Source organism: Embleya sp. NPDC005971, from assembly GCF_040629175.1.
Lineage (GTDB): Bacteria > Actinomycetota > Actinomycetes > Streptomycetales > Streptomycetaceae > Embleya.
On record NZ_JBEXUX010000008.1, the window covers coordinates 94,888 to 114,958 of the forward strand.

Here is a 20,071-nt window from a genome sequence, read left to right on the forward strand (position 1 = left end):
CGGCAAACGCGCGACCATGGAATGAGGAGGAACAGGAGGGTTCGATGGGCACACCCAACACCCCCGGGGCCGACGACGGCGCGGCCGACGGGTCCGCCGTGCCGTGGGGCGCGGATCGGGCGCTGCTCGACCACCTGCTCAACCGGGCACCCGTCGGCATGGCGGTGGTCGACCGCGAACTTCGCTGCGTGTGGCTGAACGACCAGCTCGAACGCAATGGAGGAATCCCGCGTGCGCTGCGCATCGGCCGACGACTGAGCGAGGTGCTGCCCGGGCTGCCGGCCGAGACCATCGAGAAGCGCATGCGCGAGGTGTTGGAGACCGGGGTCCCGCTGATCGACCACGAATACCAGGGCCGCACCGCGAGCGACCCGGACCACGTGCACGCGTACTCCACCTCGTTCTTCCGGCTCGACGACAGCTCCGGCACCCCGGCGGGCGTGTGCTACCTCGTCATCGACGTGACCGACCGCTGGCGGGCCCGGCAGCGGCTCGCGCTGCTGAGCGACATCGGGGCGCGGATCGGCACCACCCTGGACGTCGCCCGCACCGCGCAGGAACTCGCCGACGTCGCGGTCCCCGATCTGGCCGACTTCGTCGCGGTCGACCTGCTGGAACCGGTGCTCGGCGGGATCGAACCCGCGCCCGGCCCGGTCCGCCGGGACAACCCGGAGCTGATCCGACTCGGGCAGCGCTCGGCACGTGAGGGCCGGGAGGGCCGGGACAGCAACGTGGCAGGTGTCCCCGCCGAGTCGATCGCCCGGATCGGCGAGCATGCCCCGGTCGCCCCCAACTCCCCCGGCGCCCGCTGCCTGGTCGACGGCAAGGCGGTCCTGGAACCGGTCCTGGACCCGGCGATCCTGCCCTGGCTGGCCCAGGACAAGGTGTCCACCGACCGGACCCGCCTGGTGGGCCTGCACTCGATGATGGTCGTCCCGATCCGGGCTCGCGGCACGATCCTGGGCGTGGCGCACTTCTTCCGCCGCGACACCCCGGACCCGTTCGAGGGCGACGACCTGATCCTGGCCGAGGAGTTCGTCTCGCGCGCCGCGGTGTGCATCGACAACGCGCGCCGCTTCACCCACGAGCACGCCGCCGCACTGGCCCTGCAACGCAGCCTGCTGCCGCACGGGTTGCCCCGGCAGACCGCGGTCGAGGTGGCCAGTCGCTACCTGCCCGCCGATGACCGGGCCGGGGTCGGCGGCGACTGGTTCGACCTGATCCCGCTGTCCGGCGCCCGGGTCGCGCTGGTGGTCGGCGACGTGGCCGGGCACGGCACGCACGCCGCGGCGACGATGGGCCGGCTGCGCGCGGCCGTGCACACGCTGGCCGACCTGGACATGCCGCCGGACGAGTTGCTCGCCCATCTCGACGACCTGGTCATCCGCTTCGTCGACGAGGAGGGCACCGGCGAGGGCGGTGTGGACACCACCGCGCTGGGCGCCAGTTGCCTGTACGCGGTGTACGACCCGGTCAGCCGGTTGTGCACGTTCGCCCGCGCCGGGCATCCGCCGCCGGCCCTGGTCCGCCCCGGCGGCGCGGTGGAGTTCCTGGATCTGCCCGCCGGGCCGCCGCTGGGCCTGGGCGGCCTGCCGTTCGAGTCCGCCGAGTTCGAACTGCCCGAGGGCAGCCTGCTGGTGCTCTATACCGACGGGCTGGTCGAGACGCGTGATCGGGACGTGGACACCGGGATGGACCGGTTGCGCGCCGCGCTCGCCGAGCCGGACCGGCCGCTGGACGAGCTGTGCCGCTCGGTGTTGGACACGCTGGTGCACAATCCGCCGCCGGACGACGTGGCGCTGCTGATCGCCCGCACCCGCACCCTGGACTCCTCGAAGGTGGCGTCCTGGGAGTTGCCCGCCGACCCGGCGATCGTGGCCGAGGCCCGCACCCTGGCCGGCCGGCAGCTCGCCGAGTGGGGGCTGGACGACATCGCGTTCACCACCGAGTTGGTGGTCAGCGAACTGGTCACCAACGCGATCCGCTACGCGTCGGGGCCGATCCGGTTGCGGCTGATCCGCGACGCGACGCTGATCTGCGAGGTCTCCGACGCCACCAGCACCAGCCCTCGGCTGCGTCACGCGCGCACCTCGGACGAGGGTGGGCGCGGGCTGTTCCTGGTCGCCCAATTCACCCAGCGCTGGGGCACCCGCTACACGGGCGACGGCAAGACGATCTGGGCGGAGCAGTTGTTGCCGGCCTCGATGTGAGCCCGGTCCGCCCACGCCCGACGCGCGCCGGGAGCGCGCGGTGACAACTGGTAGGTTTCCCGCATGTCAGGTAGCACTCCTCGGGAAGCCGGAAACGGCCAGGGATATCGCGGACGCAACTCGACCGCGGACCGCGCCCTGGACATCCTCCTGCTCTTCGGCGACGACCGCCTCGCGCTGTCCGCGAACCAGGTCGCCGAACACCTGGGCGTCGCCCGCTCGACCGCGTACCGCTATCTGCAGAGCCTGACCGCCAACGGCTTCCTGGAGGAGAACGACGGCGGCTCCGGATTCCGGCTCGGGCCCCGGGTGTTGGACCTGGCCCGGCTGGCCCGCAAGGGGGTCGGCCTGTCCGAGCTGGCCCGTCCGGTGATGCGCACGCTGGCCCGTGCGGTCGGTCAGCCGGTGTTGTTGACCCGTCGGGCCGGCGACACGGTGGTCTGCCTCGAACGTGAGGAGGCGGTACACACGTTGCGGCTGTCCTACGAGCGCGGCCAGGTGCTGCCGGTCAACGCCGGCGCCGCCGCGCTGACCCTGCTGGCCTGGGCGGACGCGGCCGAGCTCGACCTGCTGTTGGCCCACCCGCTCCCCCGCTTCACCGACGCCACCGTGACCGATCCCGAGCGGCTGCGGGCGCGACTCGCGGAGATCCGGACCCGGGGTTACGCGGTGGCGCGCGGCGAACTCGACCCGGACGTGCTGGGCATCGGCGCTCCGGTGCGCCGTGAGGACGGCGACGTGGTGGCCGCCGTCAGCATCGCCGCGTTGTCCCATCGGGTGCCCGACGAGCAGGTGTCGCACTACGTGGCGGCGGTGGTGTCCTCGGCCGCCGAACTGTCCGTGCAGGTGGCACGGATGGGGCTGTAGGGCGACACCGGACTGCCCGGGCGGGCCGGGGACGGACGGTGGCTCGTGACTCGCGGACGGCGGTCAGCGGCGCGGTTCGGGGTCGTCCGGCGTCGGGGTGGTCGGCGGTGGCGCGGTGCCGGGTGTGCCGAAGGTCAGGCCGGAGAAGTCCCGGCCCTGGACGACCGGGCCGTGTTGGGTTCCGCCGCTGATCGTGTTGTGCACCGTGCCCATTGCTTCCTCCGGTAAGAGTGGGGCCAACTCGTCGAGCAGCGCGCGCAGTTCGGCGGCGGCAACCGGATCGGTACGGAGCAGGCGGCGCAACCGGGTGCGCCATTCCGCCTCCACGTCGGCGATCACCAGGTCGTCGCCGGCCTCCCGGGCCACGGACAACTCGCGCTGGGAGGACTCCAGTTCGCGTTCGATCAGGACTCCCTGGGCCGGGTCGCCACGGCCGAACAGGGCGGCGATCCGGGTCCGGGCCTGCGCCCAGGACTCCGACACCATCAGTCCGACCATCGTGGTCGCGCCCGATGCCGCCAATGTCATCAGCTCTGCCTCCACACCCACCCCCGCAGTCGTGGCCGCCGAGGCGGGCCGACCGGCGCACATTCGCCCACCCCACACCGCGTCGTCGCGGACCCGCCATCGGGCGCATTGTTTCCCACATCCGCCCTCGAACACGCCGATTTCACCGAACTCGACCACCATCGGGCAAAACCCGGCGGGCCGGCGCGTCGGTCGCGCGTAACGGGTCGGAGGTGGTCGCCGGGTAGGGGAAACGCCGCTCGGCGCCCCCGGCGGGATGGGACCGGGACCGGCGGTTTCGGCGGGTGGACGCGCGACGTACTAACGATCGACGTGTTGTCCGTGCCCGGTTGCCCGGGGTTCGCGGGTGTCGATCAGGGTGAGCGCGTCCTGCACCGAGCCGGCCGGGTCGGGCAGTGGGTAGAGCACACCGCGGATGGTGCGGGTGTCGTCCAGGAGCAGGGTCAGCCGCTTGAGCCGATCCACGCCCGCCGCCCGGAAGGTGGGCAGCCGCAGTGCCGCGGTCAGTTCCAGGTCGGCGTCCGAGAGCAGCGGGAACGGGATGTTCGCGTGCCGGGCGAACGAGTCCAATTGGTCCGGGCGTTGGGTGCTCACGCCGAGCACGGTGGCGCCGCGGTCGGTGAATTCGCCCAGCCGGTCGCGGTAGGTGCACGATTCCAGCGTGCAGCCGGGCGCGCCGGGGATCTCGTCCCAGCCGGGTGGGTGACCCTGGAGGCCGGGTGCGTAGGCGCCGGGGAAGCAGTACAGGACCGTCCACGCGGTGGCCGCGATCGGGTCGACGCGCTCGGCGGCGGCGGTGCGCAGCGTCAGTGCGGGCAACCGGGTGCCGACCAGGGCGTGCGCCTGACGGGCCTCGGCCGAGTCGGCTTCGCCGGTGGCGGTGAGTGTGCCGTCGCCCAGGACGTGTTGCCCGCCCCAGTTCTGTAGGGCGACCAGGACGGGGAGCAGGCCGCGGCCGGATTCGGTGAGGTGGTACTCGTAGCGCGGCGGGTGCGGGTGGTAGAGCCGCTTTTCCAGCACCCCATGCTCCACCAGCGCCTTGAGCCGTTGGGCCAGCACCTTGCGACTGATCCCGACCTGCTCGTGCAGCGCGCCGAACTGGTGCACGCCCGCAGCGACATCGCGGATCAGCAGCAGGGTCCACCAGTCGCCGACGATGCCGAGCGCCTGGGTGATGGCGCAGTCGGCATCCGCCAGATCCGTGTATCGCATGTGCCCTCGCCTTGCCTGGTTCGACCTGCCCACTATAGTGAGTTTCTATTGGTTACTCATTTGTCGGTCCGACGGACCCGGACCGGGCCGCCCGACGGGCCGGGCATCCCGGGGGACGCGAATGAGCGACACGACGACGAGCACGGGTGACGAAGCAACCCGGCACCCATCCTCGGCGGGCGCGTTCCGGCGCTCTTGGACCGCCTCGACCATCAGCCACGTCGGCAACGCGGTGACCACGGTCGTGCTGCCACTGGTGGCGCTCCAGGGCCTGGACGCGAGCAGCCTCCAGGTCAGTCTGATCACCGTCGCGCAGTACACCGCGTGGATCCTGATCGGGCTGCCGGCGGGGTGATCGTGCAGCGACTGCCGCTGCGCGGCACCCAGGCCGAGATGGACGTGTTGCGAGCCGTCGCGGTCGCGTCCGTACCGGTCGCGTGGGCCCTGGACGTACTGCGGCTGTGGCAGTTGATCGTGGTCGCGTTCGTGGCGCACGGGGCCGCGGGCGCGGTGTGGATGCGGCGAGGGCGCGGACGCGGCGTGGGCGCGGGGCGGGCGCGGGGCGGGCGCGGCGCGGGCGCGGGCGTGAGCGCGGGTGCGGATGCGGCGTGGGCGCGGGGCGGGTCGGTGGGGTGGACGGGTGTGTTCGGGTGTGTGGGAAATGCAGGTGACCGTGCGGGAGTTCTTGATCTACCTTGGGGACATGGATGTGACCTGCGAGCGGATCGGTGGGCCGCGCTTCGCGTTCGGCGACCGGCCGCAGAGTGGGCATCCGTCGACGAATCGGGAGCCGTGGAAGGGCCGTTGGCCTGATTGCTCCGGGTCGCCTCGCGGCTGAGCCGGCGTCGGTGAGTGGTGCGACGACAAATGTCGCGCCGATCGCCGACCCGCGGTTGACCAGCCGCCCCCGAGTCGACCCGAAGGCCGCCGCCCCGCGCCGAGCCCGGTTCGTCCGGGCTCGGCCCGCGCCCGCGCCCTGATCCTCCTTCGACCGACCGACCGACCGCGCCGCGCCTCGCGCCGTGCCGGTTCCGGCGCACCCGCACGCCCGCCGATCGGCGGCGTCACCGTCGGTGTCGCCGACCGACGCGTGTGGTCCGCCCATGGGTCGATGGGGTGTGTCCGGTCGCGCGCACCGGTCCCGGCGGCCATCGCACCCCGGCATGCCGCCGTCCGATGAAATCCGTTGCCCCTCCGTGCCGTTCAGGCAGCACGCCCGGTCGGGTCGCGGAGTGATGGCGGCTGCCCGGATTCGTCACCAGCCATCCCATCGAGCAGGAGAGAAGACTCCGTCATGACCACAACCGCCCGCGACCTCGCCGGCATCCGCAACATCGGGATCATGGCCCACATCGACGCCGGCAAGACCACCACGACCGAGCGCATCCTGTTCTACACGGGCGCCTCGCACCGGATCGGCGAAGTCCACAACGGCACCACCACGACGGACTGGATGCCGCAGGAGCGCGACCGCGGCATCACCATCACCTCCGCCGCGATCACCTGCGACTGGGCCCTGGACGGGGTGAGTCACCGGATCAACCTCATCGACACCCCCGGCCACGTCGACTTCACCGTCGAGGTGGAGCGTTGCCTGCGGGTGCTCGACGGCGCGGTCACCGTCTTCGACGGGGTCGCCGGCGTCGAGCCGCAGTCCGAGACCGTGTGGCGACAGGCGGACCGCTACCGGGTGCCCCGGATCTGCTTCGTCAACAAACTCGACCGCACCGGCGCCGAGTTCCATCGTTGCGTCGAGATGATCGGCGAACGACTGGGCGCGGTGGCCCTGGTCGTGCAGTTGCCGATCGGTGCCGAGGCCGACTTCCGCGGCGTGGTCGACCTGGTCCGCATGCGCGCCCTGGTGTGGCCCGCCGAGAGTGCGCTCGGCGACGCCTACGACGACGTCGAGATCCCGGCCGCGCACCTGGCGACCGCGCTCACCTGGCGGGCTCGGCTCGTGGAGACCGTGGCCGAACACGACGAGGCGATGTTGGAACTGTTCCTGGCGGGCGAGGAGCCCACCGAGGCGCAGTTGCACGCCGCGATCCGCCGGATCACCATCGCCTCGGGCTCCGAGGAAGGTCGCACCGTCACCCCGGTCCTGTGTGGAACCGCTTTCAAGAACAAGGGAGTTCAGCCACTGCTCGACGCCGTCGCGCGCTACCTGCCGTCGCCGCTGGACGTGGCCGCGATCGTGGGCCGCGCGGTCGACGCGGCGCGGACCGATGTCGAGCGCCGGCCGTCGGACGAACAACCGCTGGCGGCACTGGCGTTCAAGATCGCCAGTGATCCGCACCTGGGCAAGCTGACCTTCGTCCGGGTCTACTCGGGCCGGCTCACCGCCGGCGACCAGGTGCAGAATCCGGTCAAGGGCCGCAAGGAACGAATCGGCAAGATCTACCGGATGCACGCCGACAAACGAGAGGAGATCGCGTCGGTGGGCGCCGGCGACATCGTCGCGGTGATGGGGCTGCGGCAGACCACCACCGGCGAGACGCTGTGCGACCCGGCGCACCCGGTGATCCTGGAATCGATGGACTTCCCGGTACCGGTGCTGGAGGTGGCGATCGAGCCCGGTTCCCGCGCGGACCGGGAGAAACTGGGCGTCGCGATCCAGCGCCTGGCCGAGGAGGACCCGTCCTTCCGGGTCAAGACCGACCGGGAGACCGGCCAGACCATCGTCTCGGGCATGGGCGAACTGCACCTGGAGGTGCTGGTGGACCGCATGCGACTGGAGTTCGACGTCGTGGCCGACGTCGGCCGGCCCCGGGTCGCCTACCGCGAGACGGTGTGCGCGTCGGTGGCCGCACACGACTACACCTATCGCAAGCAGACCGGCGGCAAGGGCCAGTACGCCAAGGTCCGGATCGCCATCGAACCACTGGAGGGAGAAGGCTACGAGTTCATCGACAAGGTCACCGGCGGGCGCATCCCGAAGGAGTACATCCCGTCGGTGGACGCGGGCTGCCGAGCCGCGATGGAGTTCGGTGTACTGGCCGGATATCCGCTCACCGGCCTTCGGGTCACCCTGCTCGACGGCGACTTCCACGACGTCGACTCGTCCGAGATGGCCTTCCGGATCGCCGGATCGCTGGCCTTCAAGGAGGCCGCGCGGCTGGCGGCGCCGGCGCTGCTCGAACCGACGATGGCGGTCGAGGTCACCACGCCCGAGGACTACCTCGGTGAGGTCATCGGCAACCTCAACGCCCGGCGTGGACAGGTCGCCACGATGACCGAGCGCTCCGGCGCCAAGGTCGTCACCGCGCTGGTGCCGCTGGCCGAGATGTTCGGCTACGTGGGCGACCTGCGCGGGCGGACCTCGGGGCGGGCGAGCTACACGATGAAGTTCGACTCGTACGCCCGAGTGCCCGGGAACGTCGCCGCGGCGATCCTGGCCAAGGCGGGCACCGCGTAGTCGCCGCCGGGGTGCGGGGTTCCGCTCGTCATGCGGAACCCCGCACCCCCGAGGGGTGTTGCCCGGCTCACTCCGGGACGGTGAGTGCTCCTCGGTAGGCGAACCCGGTCCGGTAGGCCCACACCACCGCCTGGGTGCGGTCGCGCACGTCCAGCTTGGCCAGCACGTGTTTGACGTGCGTCTTGACCGTCTCCACCGACAGGTGCAGGGTGCGGGCGATCTCGGTGTTCGACAGGCCCAGCGCCATCGCCCGCAACACGTCCGCCTCCCGCTCGGTGAGTCGGGCCGCTCGCGCGTGGTCCGGACCCACCCGCGCGGCGTGCGACGCGAACAGTCTGCGGGCCACCGCCGGCGACACCACCGCGTCGCCCGCCGCGACCGTACGAATCGCCGCGACCAGTTCCTCGGGCGTGGCCCGCTTGAGCAGGAATCCGTCCGCGCCGGCGGTGATCGCGTCGTCCACCACCTCGTCCAGGTCGAACGTGGTGAGTACCAGCACTCGCGGGCGATCGGGAACGGCCAGCAGATCCCGGGTCGCGGAGACCCCGTCGCGGACCGGCATCCGGATGTCCATCACCACCACGTCGGGGCGATGTTCGAGCGCGCCGCGCACCGCCTCGACCCCGTTCGCCGCCTCGCCCACGACTTCGATGCCCGGCTCGGCCCGGAGCAGCGCGGTCAACCCGCTGCGTACCAACGCGTCGTCGTCGACCAGCAGGACCCGGATCACGAGAGCGCCTCGGCCGGCAGCGTCGCCCGTACCCGAAAGCCCGCCTGGATCGGCCCCGCCTCCACCTCGCCACCGACCAGACGGGCCCGCTCGCGCATGTTGGCCAGGCCGCGTCCGGGCGGGCCGACCGGCAGATGTCGGCCCTGGTTGACGATCTCCAGCACCACCGTGCCGCCCGACCGGACCAGGTCCACCTCGATCCGACCGGTCTCGGTGTGTCGCAGCGCGTTGGTCAGCGCCTCCTGCACGATCCGGTGCAGCGCCCGGGCGACCCCCTCGCTCACCTCGACCTCCTCGGCGTTCAGCCGCAACTCCCGCCCCGCGGCCCGGACCCGTTCCACCAGGCCGGTCAGATCGGTGACCGGCTCGGCCGCGTGCAACACCCGTACCAGGCGGTCCAGTTCGCCGAGCGCCTCGCGGCCGACGCTCTCGATATTGCCCAACGCCTCGCGCACGAAAGACGGATCGTCGGCGAACACCCGCCGACCGACCCCCGCCTGCATCACCATCACGTTCACCGCGTGTCCGATCGCGTCGTGCAATTCGCGGGCCAGTTCGGTGCGTTCCTCGGCCCGCACCCGGGCGTGTTCGGCGATCGAGACGGCCCGTCGGCTGCGGGCCGCGTCGCCGGTGACGGTGGCCAGCAGGAAGCACACCGTCACGCCGAACACGTCCGCACCGCCGACCGGCGCACGATCGAGGAGGACGTATCCGGCCACCGCCGCCAATTCCAGCGTCGATCCGATGATCCGGGCGGTCGCACCCCGCAGCGAGAACAGGGTGAACAGCGATATCCAGGCCGGCCACTGGGTCACCGTGGTCGCGTAGCCCGCCGCCGCGTTGATCACCACGAAGGCCGAGGTGGCGAAGACCACCGCGATCGGCGCCACCCGGCGCCAGAGCAAGCACAGCGCGGACCCGACGGCGAGCCCGACACCCACCGCGTCCAACGCGTGGTACGGCGGACCGGCCGGCGCGAACAGGGTCACCGAGGCCGCCGCGACCACGAATCCCAGGGTCAGCCAGGCGTCGGAAATACGCATGCCCCATCCTGCACCGGCACCGGCCGCACCGGTCCACCTCCCCTCGGTGGAGGCGCGTCTCCCTCGCAGGAGGGAGGCGATTCCCCCCGCTGCGAGGGGTGACCCGAACACCCCGTGTTTTCTAGCGTTGCAGGCACGCAACGCGGGATACGCGGTGCCGCACGCCCGGCGCGAGATCCACCGCGCAAGACGCACCGGCCGGATCCCACCGCGCGAAACCCACGGCACGCGACGCACGGCACGGGGCACACGGCGCGAGAGACACCCGCCCAAGACACACCGCACGACACCCGCAACGCAGGACACCCACCGCAGGAGCGGAGCCGGCAGCCGGAAAACGCGGTGCCGGCCCGCGGGAAAGGACGCCCGGAGATGACAGTGGTGACACACGACCCGACCCGACGACGCACGGTCGGGGTCTGGTGGTTGGCCCTGAGCGCCCTGGCCATCGCGGTGTTCGCGCCGCTCCCCTATCTGACCAACACCCTGACCGAACTGGCCTCGGACGACGGTGATATCGCCGCGAACTACGCGGATCGCCCACTATGGGCCCGGGCCTTCTTCTACGCCCACATCGTCGCCGCCGGACTGGCCCTGCTGCTGTCCCCGGGCCAACTGTCCTCCCGGGTGCGGCGCCGATCGCCTCGGCTGCACCGGATCTGCGGTCGGGTGACGCTGGCCTGCATCCTGGTCGGCGGCACGGCCGGCCTGGTACTCGCGCCGCTGAACCTGGCCGGCGCGGTGGGCACGGCCGGCTTCGGCCTGCTCGCGGTGTCGTGGGTGGCCTGCGCCCTGATGGGCCTGCGGACCATCCGCCGCGGCGCGGTCGCCGAACACCGGCGTTGGATGCAGCGCGCCTTCGCGTTCACCTACGCGGCGGTGACCCTGCGCCTGTGGCTGGTGCTGCTGGTCCCGATAACCGACTTCGACCGCGCCTACAAAGTCGTCCCGTTCCTGTGCTGGGTGCCCAACCTGATCGTGGTCGAACTGCTGCTGCGCCGGCGCGGAGCACGCTCACCGGGCCCGGAGCGGTCCGCCCGCGAGGTCCCCGATCCGCAGGTGCACACCGGCTGACCGGCGGAATCCGGTCGAAGCCGGCCGAGCCGGACAGCCCAAGATCATTCTGCCCGTCACGTGCGCGGTGGCCGGATGTCGCCTATTCGCCACCTACGGCCCATAGCGTCTGCGGCGGCATCCGCCGACGCCCCCGACCGGAGGAACGCACATGACGACCGAGGACCACTCGCACCGACCCGACGACCACCTCGCTCCGCGGTTGCCCGAGTGGGCGGACCCGGAGGTGGCCGAGGATCGGCTCGACGCGCAGGGCGTGTCCCGGCGTGGCCTGATCGGTCGAGCCGGCCTGTTCGGAGCCGGCTTCCTCGGCGCGTCGGCGCTCGGCGCGGTGGGTGCCGGTACGGCTGCCGCGGCCGAATCCGACGACGCGGTGCAGGCGAGTTCGCGACCGGGCCAGGACGGCCCGCCCGCCAAGTTCGTCTACCTGGTGGGCGACCACCACGTGCACACGGTCTACAGCCACGACGCGAAGTACGGCTTCGCGCAATCCGCGGCGCAGGGTCGGCAGTTCGGCCTGGACTGGATCGTCTACACCGAGCACGCCAATTTCGGCCACGCCAACGCCGGCGGCGCGGAGCGCGAGCACGCGGAGATCGTCAAGGCCCGCCAGGAGAACCCCCGGGTACTGATCTTCCAGGGCCTGGAGTGGTACGTCCCCGCCGCCGAGCACGCCACCGTGATGGTCGCGCCCGGCCGCAACGAGGTGGAGTTGCTGCGCCGATTCGAGCTGACCTTCGACGCCAAGCTCAACAAGTTCGACGTGGGCGCCCCCGGCGACCCGGTCACCGCCGCCAACGAGGCCAAGGCGGTGGAGGCGATCCGCTGGCTGGGTCAGCGCAAGCGCGAGGGCTTCGTCGAGGACGTCCTGGTACTGGCCAACCACCCCAGCCGGTTGGGCATCGTCTCGCCGCACGAACTGCGCGCCTGGCACGACGCGGACCCCTCGATCTTCCTCGGCTTCGAGGGCGCGCCCGGCTCGCAGGCCAACGCCGACCCGGCCTGGGTGAAGTTCCGCGAGGGCCAGTCGGGGCCGGGCACCTTCCAGCGCGGCGAGTACCAGAACGCCCCGTCAGCGCAGAGCTGGCCGCGGTACCCGGCCGAGACCTACCGCACGCACGGCGGCTTCGACTGGATGACCGCGACGGTCGGCGGCATGTGGGACGCACTGCTCGCCGAGGGCCGGATGTGGTCGGTCACCTCGAACTCGGACAACCACCGCACCATGTTCGACACCTACGCGGACGGCGCCTACCCGCCCGGCAAGGGCTTCGACGACCTGGGCTCCAAGCCGCTGCCCGTGGACACCGGGGTTCCGCAGCCCGGCAGCGACTTCTGGCCGGGTCAGTTCAGCCGCACCCATGTGGGTGTCGAACGGTTCGGCTACCGCGACGTGATGGCCGGGCTCCGGGCCGGGCGGGTGTGGGTGGACCACGGCCAGCTCCTGGACGGCCTGGACGTGTGGATGGTCGCCGACAACGGCCACACCGAACCGGTCACCCTGGGCGGCCGGTTGCCGTTGGCGGCCAATCGCGGCGCCACCCTCTACATCCGGGTCACCACCGCCAGTCGGCCCAACTACCACGGCGAGGTGCCCAAGCTCGCGCATGTGGACGTGATCACCGGCACGGTCACCGGCAAGTCCCGCGACGCGGACTCGTGGCAGGCCCCGGACACCCGGGTGAGCAAGCGCATCGACGTGTCCGGCCGCACCGGCACCTACACGCTGAAGGTGCAACTGCCGCGCCGGAACAAGCCGTACTACGTCCGGCTGCGGGGCAGCGACGGAAACCGGCACGGCGTGGGCCCGTTCGGCGCCGGCGTCGACCCGGCCGGCCCGATCCAGCACCCGAACAACGACGGCGACCCGTGGCGCGACATCTGGTTCTACAGCAACCCGATCTTCGTCGACGTCAAGGGCTCGCACTGGGGCAACTGACGCCCACCGCGTTGCGCGAACGAGGCCGGGCCGGGGCAATCAGCCCCGTGCCCGGCCTCGTTCGTGTCCCCCGGCCCGGGTCTCGGCCTCGATCTCGGCCGCGAGTCGGGTCCTGGTACGGGCCAGGATCCGACCGAGCATGTTCCGCCCGGTGCCGGTGCTGCCGCGGCCCCAGTAGTGGTCGGTCGTGGTGTTCTCCACGAGCGGCTGCGTCCCGGTCCCGAGCAGGATCGCGCGGATCCGCGGATTCTGCCGGAACTTCTCGTACACCCCGCCCCGCATCACCTCGTCCTTGACCCACTCCCAGTCCCGGCGCAGCGGCACGCTCCGCAACCGGCCCAACTCCGCCGCGCGCAAGGCCGTGGGCGCCCGCCGGATCCGCTCGGCATGCGGGGTGCCGGCGAACTTGTGGGCCTGGAAGAAGTGTTCCGAGGTCGGCCAGGACACCTCGTCGACGGTGAAGCCGTGCGGCGAGAAGTTGGAGAAGCAGCCGTAGGGCACCTCGTCGGCCCCGTAGAAGTGGATCGTCACGGCAGCCACCCGCCCCTCTCGTCGTCGAACCGGAATGCCCGTACCCCGGCGCCCCGGCAGCGTCCGACGGCATGATGGCATCCGAACGCCCGAACCGCCGGCGGATATCACACCTCCCGTCGCGTCGCGCGATGGTGACGTTTCGCGCACGAAGCGGCCCGCGCACTCGACGAGCCGACGCCGCGTCATGATGCTTGGCACACACGACATTTCCCGAACCGGGGGTACCAACGGTGTCCGATCGATCCGGCGGCGCGTCGAAGTCGGCGGTTCGGTTACCACCTCTTCGGCTGCCTTCCGTTCCGCCGTTGTCGATCCGGCACGCCGGCATCGCGGCGACCACGGCGGCGGCGGCGGCGATGGTCGTCGCGGACCTGTTCGCCTATGTCGTGTACCGCGACTGGCACGCCGACCTGGCCTCACGGATCGACCAGCCGGCCGAGCGGGAGGCCCTGCGGTCGACCACGCAGCTCGCGCCACGCGGGAACGGCGCAACCGGCGTGGCGGTAACGGTACTCGCGGTCACGAGCGTGGCGATGCCCGTGCTCTTCCTGTGCTGGGCCATACTCGTGTCCCGGAACCGCGAGCAGTGGTACGGCCCTTCGGCGGGATTGGGCGGTCGGCGCAGTCCGGCGCGCCGGACCCGGGAGGCCCGGCGCACCGCGATCGGCCCCACCCCGCTGATCGCGACGGCCGTGGTGCTGCTCGCCGCGACCACGATGAGCCGGCTGCTGGGCATCATGGGCGATCCGTGGATCGCCCCCGCCGACGAACAGATCGAGCTGGAAATGGGCTTCGTGCACCAGCGGATGACGTTGGCGCTCGCCCATGCGGCGGGCGCCCTGTCGGTGGCGGTCGTGGTGGTGGTGACGACCCGTCGACACGAGCGGCGGGCGCGGATCAGCCCGGCGTCCGACGCCGGACGAACGAGAGCAGTGCGCGGGCAGTGCTGATCGAGGGCCCGCCTCAGCTCAGCCGGGTCGCCAGACCGTCCAATACGCGTTGCAGACCGTAGTCGAAGCCTTGTTGGCCACGTGCCGATAGAGCGAGGTGGCGCCCGCGTCGAGGCGAGTGCCCAGGCGCCGCATGCTCAGCGCCTCCAGTCCTTCCTCACCCAACAGCCGCACGGCCTCGGCGACGATCTGTTCCCGACTCGGTTGCTCGCGCTGCCGCCGAGGGCGGGTCCACGCGGATTCGATCGGCTTCTCGCCTTGATCCTGATCCGCGACCCGAAGTCGGACGCGCCGACGACGGCGGATCCGACGGCGGACGCAGCCGCGCCGAGCGCTCCCATGGCGAACGCCGATCGGCCGACCGTCGCCTCGGGCGCGACCGTCCGACCTCCCCCGTCCCGCTGTTCGCCCGCCCCGACGGCCACCCGGCCGGCGGGGCGGCGGCGTTTCGACCAAGGCGCACGCGCCGGCTCCGGCTCGGACGGGGCTTCGTGCCATCGACGCGTGTTCACGACGCGCGCGGCGGCGCGACCAGGCCGGTCAGGTGTGCGAACGCGACGACGTTGCCCAGATAGCGCTGCTCGGTCCGGTCGAAGCCCGCGCCACAGGTGATCAACCGCAACTCCGCCCCCTTCGCGGCGCCGTAGACGCGTCGGTCCGGGAACTGCTCGGCGCGGTAGACCTCGATCGCGTCGACGGTGAAGATCGCCGTGCCGCCGTCGGCACGATCCACCTCGACGGTGTTGCCCCGACTCAGCTCGCCGAGGTGGTAGAAGACCGCCGGGCCCTGTGGGGTGTCCACGTGTCCGGCCACGATCGCGGTGCCACCCGCGCCGGGGGCGGTGCCGTTGCGGTACCAGCCCGCGAGGTTGTCCTCGTCGTCCGGCGGGGCCGCGAGTCGGCCGCCGTCCTCCAGGGCCAGGCCGGTCAGCGGTGCGTCCACCGAGATCGCCGGGATCCGCACCCGGACCGGCGCCGCGGCCGACAACGGGGCCAGCGGCGGCGGATCGTCCGGCGCCGGGCGGGGCTGGTCCGGATAGACCCGGGCCTCGCCGGGCTGCGGCGGCGGATCGGCGGCCCCGGTGCCGTTGACGATCAGCGCGGCGCCCAGGCACATCGCCACCACCCCGGCGCCCACCGGCCCCATGGTGCGCTTGCGACCTTCGTCGGGCGGGGCCGAAGGATCCACTGCTGCTCCTGAGGGGTGCTGCGCCCGACGCGCCTGGGTGGGTAGGAACTCGCCTGCCCGGTCGGTGTGTTCCACCCGATTCCCGCACCGCCGCGATCGGGGTCGAGCGGTGCGGGAGCGTGGTGGTCCGAGCCGGCTCGCACGCGCTCAGCCGCGGCCCGCGCCCAGTCGGCGACGCCGCACGACCAGGCTCGCGCCGGCGGCGAACAGGCCCACGCCGAGCGCGATCCCGCCGGCGGTGGCGTTGCCGGAGGTACCGCCGGCGCCGGTGTGCATGCTGCCCGAGGGTGCCTCGGCGTACTCGTCCCGGTCGCCGGCGGCGCTGCCGTGCGCGGCCTGCTCGGCGTCCGGCCGGCTCTTGTCCGACCCGCCCTCGCCGCCGAGGACCCTGGCGTCCGGGCACGCCTCGGCGGCGGCCGAGGCGGCGGCGCCCATCTCGTTCTTGGCGCGTTCGAGCTGTTCCTGCCGGGACTTGTCGGGCTGCCCGGCCGCGGCGGCGGCGTCCTTGGCGAAGTCCGCGACCGCGGCGTCGTACTGCAATTGCCCCTTCGCGGCGGCGGCGACCGCTTTGGCACAGTCCGCCGGGTTGACCTGGGGGCGGGCCGGAGCGGCGTGGGCGACCGCGGGGACGGCGAGCGCGAGCGTCGCGCCGAGCAGCGCGGTGCCCGCAAGCCTGGTGATCGAACGCATGATGCAACCTCCGGCGAGCCCGGACGCGGTAGCGACCTACCACTGGGACAGCCGTGCTCGCGACTTCCAGGTAAGCCGGGCGAAGAGCCCCCCGCATGCCGAAAATGCCGCCTCGACGCCGACTGGCTACACTGTGTCACCCCGGCACTCCCGAGTTTCCGCACGACACCCGGGATCCGCACCCGGTTCGCACCACCCACCGGCGGACTGCCGAACGGGTGACCCTCGATCGTCCACCCCGATCCCGGGCCCGGCGCGGCGGTCAGTCGGTGGAGTCGCGAAGCGTTCGCAGGATCGTCGCGACGCGTTCGTGCGCAGTCGCGGCCGGGATGTCGACGAGGTCGTAGCCGAAGGCCCGGTAGCTCTCCTCGTGGACGCGCTCGAACTCCAACGACTGGGCGAAGTCGATCCGGCGGGCGGCGGTGGGTTCGCAAAAGCCCAGGTTCCGGAGGAAGAACACCCGACGTCGATACGTGCCGGCCTCGGCGATCCGGTCGAGTTCGGCGGACAGCGCCGCCGAGATCGGCCGGTCGAGGTAGACGCTCAGCGCGTGGGTGCAGATCGGCGACCGGTCGAAGAAGCACACGTCCTCGCTCCGGGTCCCGGCCTCCCGCTCCCGTTCGCGTTGCAGCGCGACGACCCGGTCGACGAACGACGCGTCGGTCCACGGCTCGCGCTCGCCCCGGGCCTGTCCTCGGGCGATGACGTCGGTCGCCGCCTCCTCGACGACGGCGTACCCCGCCCGCGCCAACAGGCGCAGCACGGTCGTCTTGCCGGCACCGGGCGTGCCGGTCAGGATGTATCGCTTCATGGTGGGTCCCTCGTCGACGACGTGGCCGGTGCGCGCACCGCGAGCCGCGGTGGCGGGGCGCATCGAGGTCGCGTCCGGTGCCCGGTGGTCCCGTCCCGATACGGGACGCCCGGCGGGGACCGTCCTCGGTCGACCCGCACCCACCGAGCCATCACCCGTGGCAGCGAGCACGATGACCGGGCACCAGTATCCATCCCCGTGCCGACTCGCTCCGCACGCGGCCGTCCGTACCTGCACGATCGAGGGCCTCGGGCCGTTCGCGAACCCGGGCGACCGCTGTCGGCTCGCATCCCGTGTCGACGGGCGGACGGGTGGTCAGTGGGTGGTGCCGCCCGGGGCGGTGATGTCGGTGGTGCGGGCGACGGCGGTGGTCATGACGGCGCGCAGGCCGGCGGCGATCGTGGGCAGTGGCAGTGAGGGGACCGCCCGGTCGGTGGCCTGGTCGGAGGAGAACGGGACGTGCACGAAGCCGCCGCGGGTGGTGGGGCGTTCGGTGGCGAGCAGGTGCATCAGGCCGTAGAAGACGTGGTTGCAGACGAAGGTGCCCGCCGTCTGGGACACCGACGCGGGCACGCCGGCGGCGCGGGCCGCCGCGACGCACGCCTTGACCGGCAGCGTGGCGAAGTACGCGGCGGGGCCCGCCTCGACGATCGGTGTGTCGATCGGCTGCCGGCCGGCGTTGTCCGGGATCCGGGCGTCGTCGACGTTGATCGCGACCCGCTCCACGGTCACGTCCGGCCGACCGCCGGCCTGGCCCACGCACAACACCAGGTCGGGGTCGACCCGCTCGACGGCGGCCCGCAGTTCCTCCAGCGCGACCCCGTAGACACAGGAGAGTTTGACCGCCGTCACCGTCAGGCCCGGTTCGGCCGCGTCCGCGAGCAGGCGTACCGCCTCCCAGGAGGGGTTGGTGGCCTCGCCGGCGAAGGTGTCGAATCCGGTGACGAGTACGCGGGTCATGGTGGTTCTCTCCTGGGACGCGGTGGACAGGGGACGCGGCGGGATCAGAAGGCGAAGGCCGACATGATGCCGATGTTGACGACGAGCAGCGCGCCGGCGGTGGGCAGTTGCGCCTTGATCGGCCCGTACTGGTCCTTGAGCCCCAGCAGCGCCGCAGGCACGATGTTGAAGTTGGCCGCCATCGGGGTGCACAGCGTGCCGCAGAAGCCCGCGAGCATGCCCAGTGCGAGCACCACCGCCGGATCGCCGCCGCCCTCGACCACCAGCACCGGCCAGCCGATCGCCGCGGTCATCACCGGGAACGCGGCGAAGGCGTTGCCCATGATCATGGTGAACAGGAACATGCCCAGGCAGTACACGATCACCGCGATGTAGATCTTGCCGTCCGGCAGCACCTTCGAGGTGAGCACGCCGACCTGCTTGCCCACGCCCGAGACCTGGAAGATCGAGCCGAGCGTGGCCAGCAGTTGCGGCAGCAGCAGCGCCCAGCCCATCGCCTCCAGCATCGAGCGGCCCTCGTGGATCGGCACGCTGATCCGCTTCTCGCGGACCACGAGCATGCCGACCACCAGCGCGACGATCGCGCCGACGCCCAGTCCCAGGATGGTCTCGCTGCCCTTTTGCAGGACCGGTTCGGAGCCGATGTGCCACTTCTTCACGAGCACCGCGCACACCATCGCCACCACCGGGATGGTCAGTGCGGGGATGAAGAGGCGGCTGCCGAGTCGGGCGGCGATGGCCACCCGCTGCTCGCGGCCGGTGGTGTGCACGGTGCCCTTGCCGGTGAAGCCGAAGCCGGCCAGACACACCATCACCAGCACGGCCACGCCCAGCGGTTCGGCCGGGGAGGTCTTCTCCACGACGCGGGTGCTGTAGACGAAGCCCGCGCCGAGCAGGCCCCAGAACGCGGCGCTGCCGAACCGCTTGGGGTTGCTGCGGTCCACGAGCATCTGCGCGGCCATCACCAGGAAGACGGCGCCGACGAGCCAGAAGAACCACTCGACCTTGATCACTTGAGCTTCCCCTCGGCGACGATGCCGGCGGCGGGACCGGCGACGACGGATGCGGCGGCGGTTTCGGCGGGCGGTCCGGCGGCGGCGATCGCCGCGAACTCGCGGGCCAACGTGCGGTCCAGCCGCAGCAGTCGGCCGCCGTGGATGAGGAACGCGAAGACGGCGGTGGGAATCGCCCACAACGCCACGTGCAGCGGCTCGATGTGCTGGTGGTACGTGGTGTTCACGAAGCCGGTGATCAGCAGGATCGAACCGACCGCCAGGAAGCAGTCCTCGCCGAAGAACAGGCCGACGTTGTCCGCGCCGGCGGCATGCGAACGAATCTTCTCCCGGGTCTTGTCCGGGAGCGGTCCGTGGCTGCGCTCGGCGGCGCCCTCCGCCATCGGGACCACCAACGGCCGTACCGTCTGGGCCGGTCCGCCCAGGCTGACCAGGCCGACGGCGGCGGTGAGCTGACGCAGACCCAGGTACAACACCAGGAAACGCCCGGTGGTGAGTTTGCCGAATCGCGCGATCAGCGTCCGGGCCTGCTCCTGAAGGCCGTTGCGCTCCAGGAGCCCGATCACCGGCAGGGTGATCGCGAAGATCGTCACGCCCCGGCTGGAGGCGAAGCCGTTGCCGAAGGCGGCGAGCACTTCGCGCGGGGACAGGTCGCCGAGCAGGCCGGTGGCCACGCCGGAGACACCGACCACCAACAGGGGGTTGCGTCGAGTGGCGAACCCTACGATCACCAGCAGGACGCCGAGGAGCACAATCATTGCGCAGCCTTCCACGCTCGGGTCCTCGAACAGGGGGACGAGGAGGTGCCGAGGAGGCTAAGCTATTGTTGAACAATCCCACAAGACCTTGTGAACGGTGCGGGAACTTGATCTACTTCCTCCCGCACCGCTCGTCGCACTCTGGGGG

At 71.8% G+C, this 20,071-nt stretch carries 18 protein-coding genes and 1 pseudogene; 7 read left to right on the forward strand and 12 right to left on the reverse strand.

The genetic code is table 11. The features are described from left to right. Positions 1-44 precede the first annotated feature (44 nt). On the forward strand, positions 45-2,210 hold the full coding sequence (locus ABZ374_RS10370; protein ID WP_360309075.1) for a SpoIIE family protein phosphatase: 2,166 nt from the start codon (positions 45-47) through the stop codon (positions 2,208-2,210). A gap of 63 nt (positions 2,211-2,273) precedes the next feature. Next, a complete protein-coding gene (locus ABZ374_RS10375) occupies positions 2,274-3,077 on the forward strand; it encodes an IclR family transcriptional regulator (RefSeq protein WP_360309077.1) in 804 nt (267 codons plus the stop codon). A 63-nt stretch (positions 3,078-3,140) separates the two neighbouring features. Here the strand turns inward: ABZ374_RS10375 and ABZ374_RS10380 are convergent, their stop codons facing one another. Both ABZ374_RS10380 and ABZ374_RS10385 read right to left on the reverse strand, forming a co-directional pair. After that, positions 3,141-3,620 carry a hypothetical protein gene (locus ABZ374_RS10380; protein ID WP_360309262.1) on the reverse strand — a complete coding sequence of 160 codons (480 nt, stop codon included), beginning with the start codon at positions 3,618-3,620 and terminating at the stop codon, positions 3,141-3,143. Between the two features lie 285 nt (positions 3,621-3,905). Beyond that, positions 3,906-4,817 (reverse strand): winged helix-turn-helix transcriptional regulator, encoded by a 912-nt coding sequence (locus ABZ374_RS10385; RefSeq protein ID WP_360309079.1) that lies wholly within the window; start codon positions 4,815-4,817, stop codon positions 3,906-3,908. 121 nt (positions 4,818-4,938) lie between these two features. On the opposite strand from ABZ374_RS10385, the gene ABZ374_RS10390 reads away from it, so the two are divergent. Both ABZ374_RS10390 and fusA read left to right on the forward strand, forming a co-directional pair. Continuing rightward, a complete protein-coding gene (locus ABZ374_RS10390) occupies positions 4,939-5,172 on the forward strand; it encodes a hypothetical protein (protein ID WP_360309081.1) in 234 nt (77 codons plus the stop codon). A gap of 939 nt (positions 5,173-6,111) precedes the next feature. After that, positions 6,112-8,232: an elongation factor G gene (gene fusA, locus ABZ374_RS10395; protein WP_360309083.1), complete on the forward strand. Its 2,121-nt coding sequence runs from the start codon at positions 6,112-6,114 to the stop codon at positions 8,230-8,232. A gap of 67 nt (positions 8,233-8,299) precedes the next feature. On the opposite strand, the gene ABZ374_RS10400 is transcribed toward fusA, so the two are convergent. Together ABZ374_RS10400 and ABZ374_RS10405 are read right to left on the reverse strand one after the other, a co-directional pair. Beyond that, on the reverse strand, positions 8,300-8,962 hold the full coding sequence (locus ABZ374_RS10400) for a response regulator transcription factor (RefSeq protein ID WP_360309085.1): 663 nt from the start codon (positions 8,960-8,962) through the stop codon (positions 8,300-8,302). Continuing rightward, entirely contained in the window at positions 8,959-10,005 is a 1,047-nt protein-coding gene (locus ABZ374_RS10405) for a histidine kinase (protein WP_360309087.1), read from the reverse strand. The genes ABZ374_RS10400 and ABZ374_RS10405 overlap by 4 nt, the downstream gene beginning before the upstream one ends. Positions 10,006-10,377: 372 nt before the next feature. On the opposite strand from ABZ374_RS10405, the gene ABZ374_RS10410 reads away from it, so the two are divergent. Next, positions 10,378-11,079 (forward strand): DUF2306 domain-containing protein, encoded by a 702-nt coding sequence (locus ABZ374_RS10410; RefSeq protein ID WP_360309089.1) that lies wholly within the window; start codon positions 10,378-10,380, stop codon positions 11,077-11,079. Positions 11,080-11,230: 151 nt separating this feature from the next. Continuing rightward, positions 11,231-13,018 carry a histidinol-phosphatase gene (locus tag ABZ374_RS10415; protein WP_360309091.1) on the forward strand — a complete coding sequence of 596 codons (1,788 nt, stop codon included), beginning with the start codon at positions 11,231-11,233 and terminating at the stop codon, positions 13,016-13,018. Between the two features lie 39 nt (positions 13,019-13,057). On the opposite strand, the gene ABZ374_RS10420 is transcribed toward ABZ374_RS10415, so the two are convergent. After that, complete coding sequence (locus ABZ374_RS10420; protein WP_360309093.1) at positions 13,058-13,558, reverse strand: NADAR family protein; 501 nt, start codon at positions 13,556-13,558, stop codon at positions 13,058-13,060. Between the two features lie 299 nt (positions 13,559-13,857). On the opposite strand from ABZ374_RS10420, the gene ABZ374_RS10425 reads away from it, so the two are divergent. Then, entirely contained in the window at positions 13,858-14,502 is a 645-nt protein-coding gene (locus ABZ374_RS10425; RefSeq protein ID WP_360309095.1) for a hypothetical protein, read from the forward strand. A gap of 69 nt (positions 14,503-14,571) precedes the next feature. Here ABZ374_RS10425 and ABZ374_RS10430 read toward each other — a convergent pair. From ABZ374_RS10430 to ABZ374_RS10460, 7 genes and pseudogenes are all read right to left on the reverse strand, one after another. Next, a pseudogene (locus ABZ374_RS10430) lies at positions 14,572-14,748 on the reverse strand (helix-turn-helix domain-containing protein); the annotation flags it as partial. A 262-nt stretch (positions 14,749-15,010) separates the two neighbouring features. Next, a complete protein-coding gene (locus tag ABZ374_RS10435; protein WP_360309097.1) occupies positions 15,011-15,691 on the reverse strand; it encodes a class F sortase in 681 nt (226 codons plus the stop codon). A gap of 147 nt (positions 15,692-15,838) precedes the next feature. Continuing rightward, entirely contained in the window at positions 15,839-16,381 is a 543-nt protein-coding gene (locus ABZ374_RS10440; protein WP_360309099.1) for a hypothetical protein, read from the reverse strand. 262 nt (positions 16,382-16,643) lie between these two features. Beyond that, complete coding sequence (locus ABZ374_RS10445; protein WP_360309101.1) at positions 16,644-17,192, reverse strand: AAA family ATPase; 549 nt, start codon at positions 17,190-17,192, stop codon at positions 16,644-16,646. A gap of 315 nt (positions 17,193-17,507) precedes the next feature. Next, positions 17,508-18,152: a pyroglutamyl-peptidase I gene (gene pcp / locus ABZ374_RS10450; protein ID WP_360309103.1), complete on the reverse strand. Its 645-nt coding sequence runs from the start codon at positions 18,150-18,152 to the stop codon at positions 17,508-17,510. Positions 18,153-18,196: 44 nt separating this feature from the next. Beyond that, positions 18,197-19,165, reverse strand: coding sequence for a DUF979 domain-containing protein (locus tag ABZ374_RS10455; RefSeq protein ID WP_360309105.1), 969 nt, complete (start codon positions 19,163-19,165; stop codon positions 18,197-18,199). Next, entirely contained in the window at positions 19,162-19,923 is a 762-nt protein-coding gene (locus tag ABZ374_RS10460) for a DUF969 domain-containing protein (RefSeq protein WP_360309107.1), read from the reverse strand. The genes ABZ374_RS10455 and ABZ374_RS10460 overlap by 4 nt, the downstream gene beginning before the upstream one ends. Positions 19,924-20,071: the final 148 nt, after the last annotated feature.

Excerpts from the sequence above, each read along its gene's own strand:
- ABZ374_RS10370 (WP_360309075.1), top strand. The coding sequence starts at position 45 with ATGGGCACACCCAACACCCCCGGGGCCGACGACGGCGCGGCCGACGGG.
- ABZ374_RS10375 (WP_360309077.1), top strand. The coding sequence starts at position 2,274 with ATGTCAGGTAGCACTCCTCGGGAAGCCGGAAACGGCCAGGGATATCGC.
- ABZ374_RS10385 (WP_360309079.1), bottom strand. The coding sequence starts at position 4,817 with ATGCGATACACGGATCTGGCGGATGCCGACTGCGCCATCACCCAGGCG.
- ABZ374_RS10390 (WP_360309081.1), top strand. The coding sequence starts at position 4,939 with ATGAGCGACACGACGACGAGCACGGGTGACGAAGCAACCCGGCACCCA.
- fusA (WP_360309083.1), top strand. The coding sequence starts at position 6,112 with ATGACCACAACCGCCCGCGACCTCGCCGGCATCCGCAACATCGGGATC.
- ABZ374_RS10405 (WP_360309087.1), bottom strand. The coding sequence starts at position 10,005 with ATGCGTATTTCCGACGCCTGGCTGACCCTGGGATTCGTGGTCGCGGCG.
- ABZ374_RS10410 (WP_360309089.1), top strand. The coding sequence starts at position 10,378 with ATGACAGTGGTGACACACGACCCGACCCGACGACGCACGGTCGGGGTC.
- ABZ374_RS10415 (WP_360309091.1), top strand. The coding sequence starts at position 11,231 with ATGACGACCGAGGACCACTCGCACCGACCCGACGACCACCTCGCTCCG.
- ABZ374_RS10440 (WP_360309099.1), bottom strand. The coding sequence starts at position 16,381 with ATGCGTTCGATCACCAGGCTTGCGGGCACCGCGCTGCTCGGCGCGACG.
- ABZ374_RS10445 (WP_360309101.1), bottom strand. The coding sequence starts at position 17,192 with ATGAAGCGATACATCCTGACCGGCACGCCCGGTGCCGGCAAGACGACC.
- pcp (WP_360309103.1), bottom strand. The coding sequence starts at position 18,152 with ATGACCCGCGTACTCGTCACCGGATTCGACACCTTCGCCGGCGAGGCC.
- ABZ374_RS10460 (WP_360309107.1), bottom strand. The coding sequence starts at position 19,923 with ATGATTGTGCTCCTCGGCGTCCTGCTGGTGATCGTAGGGTTCGCCACT.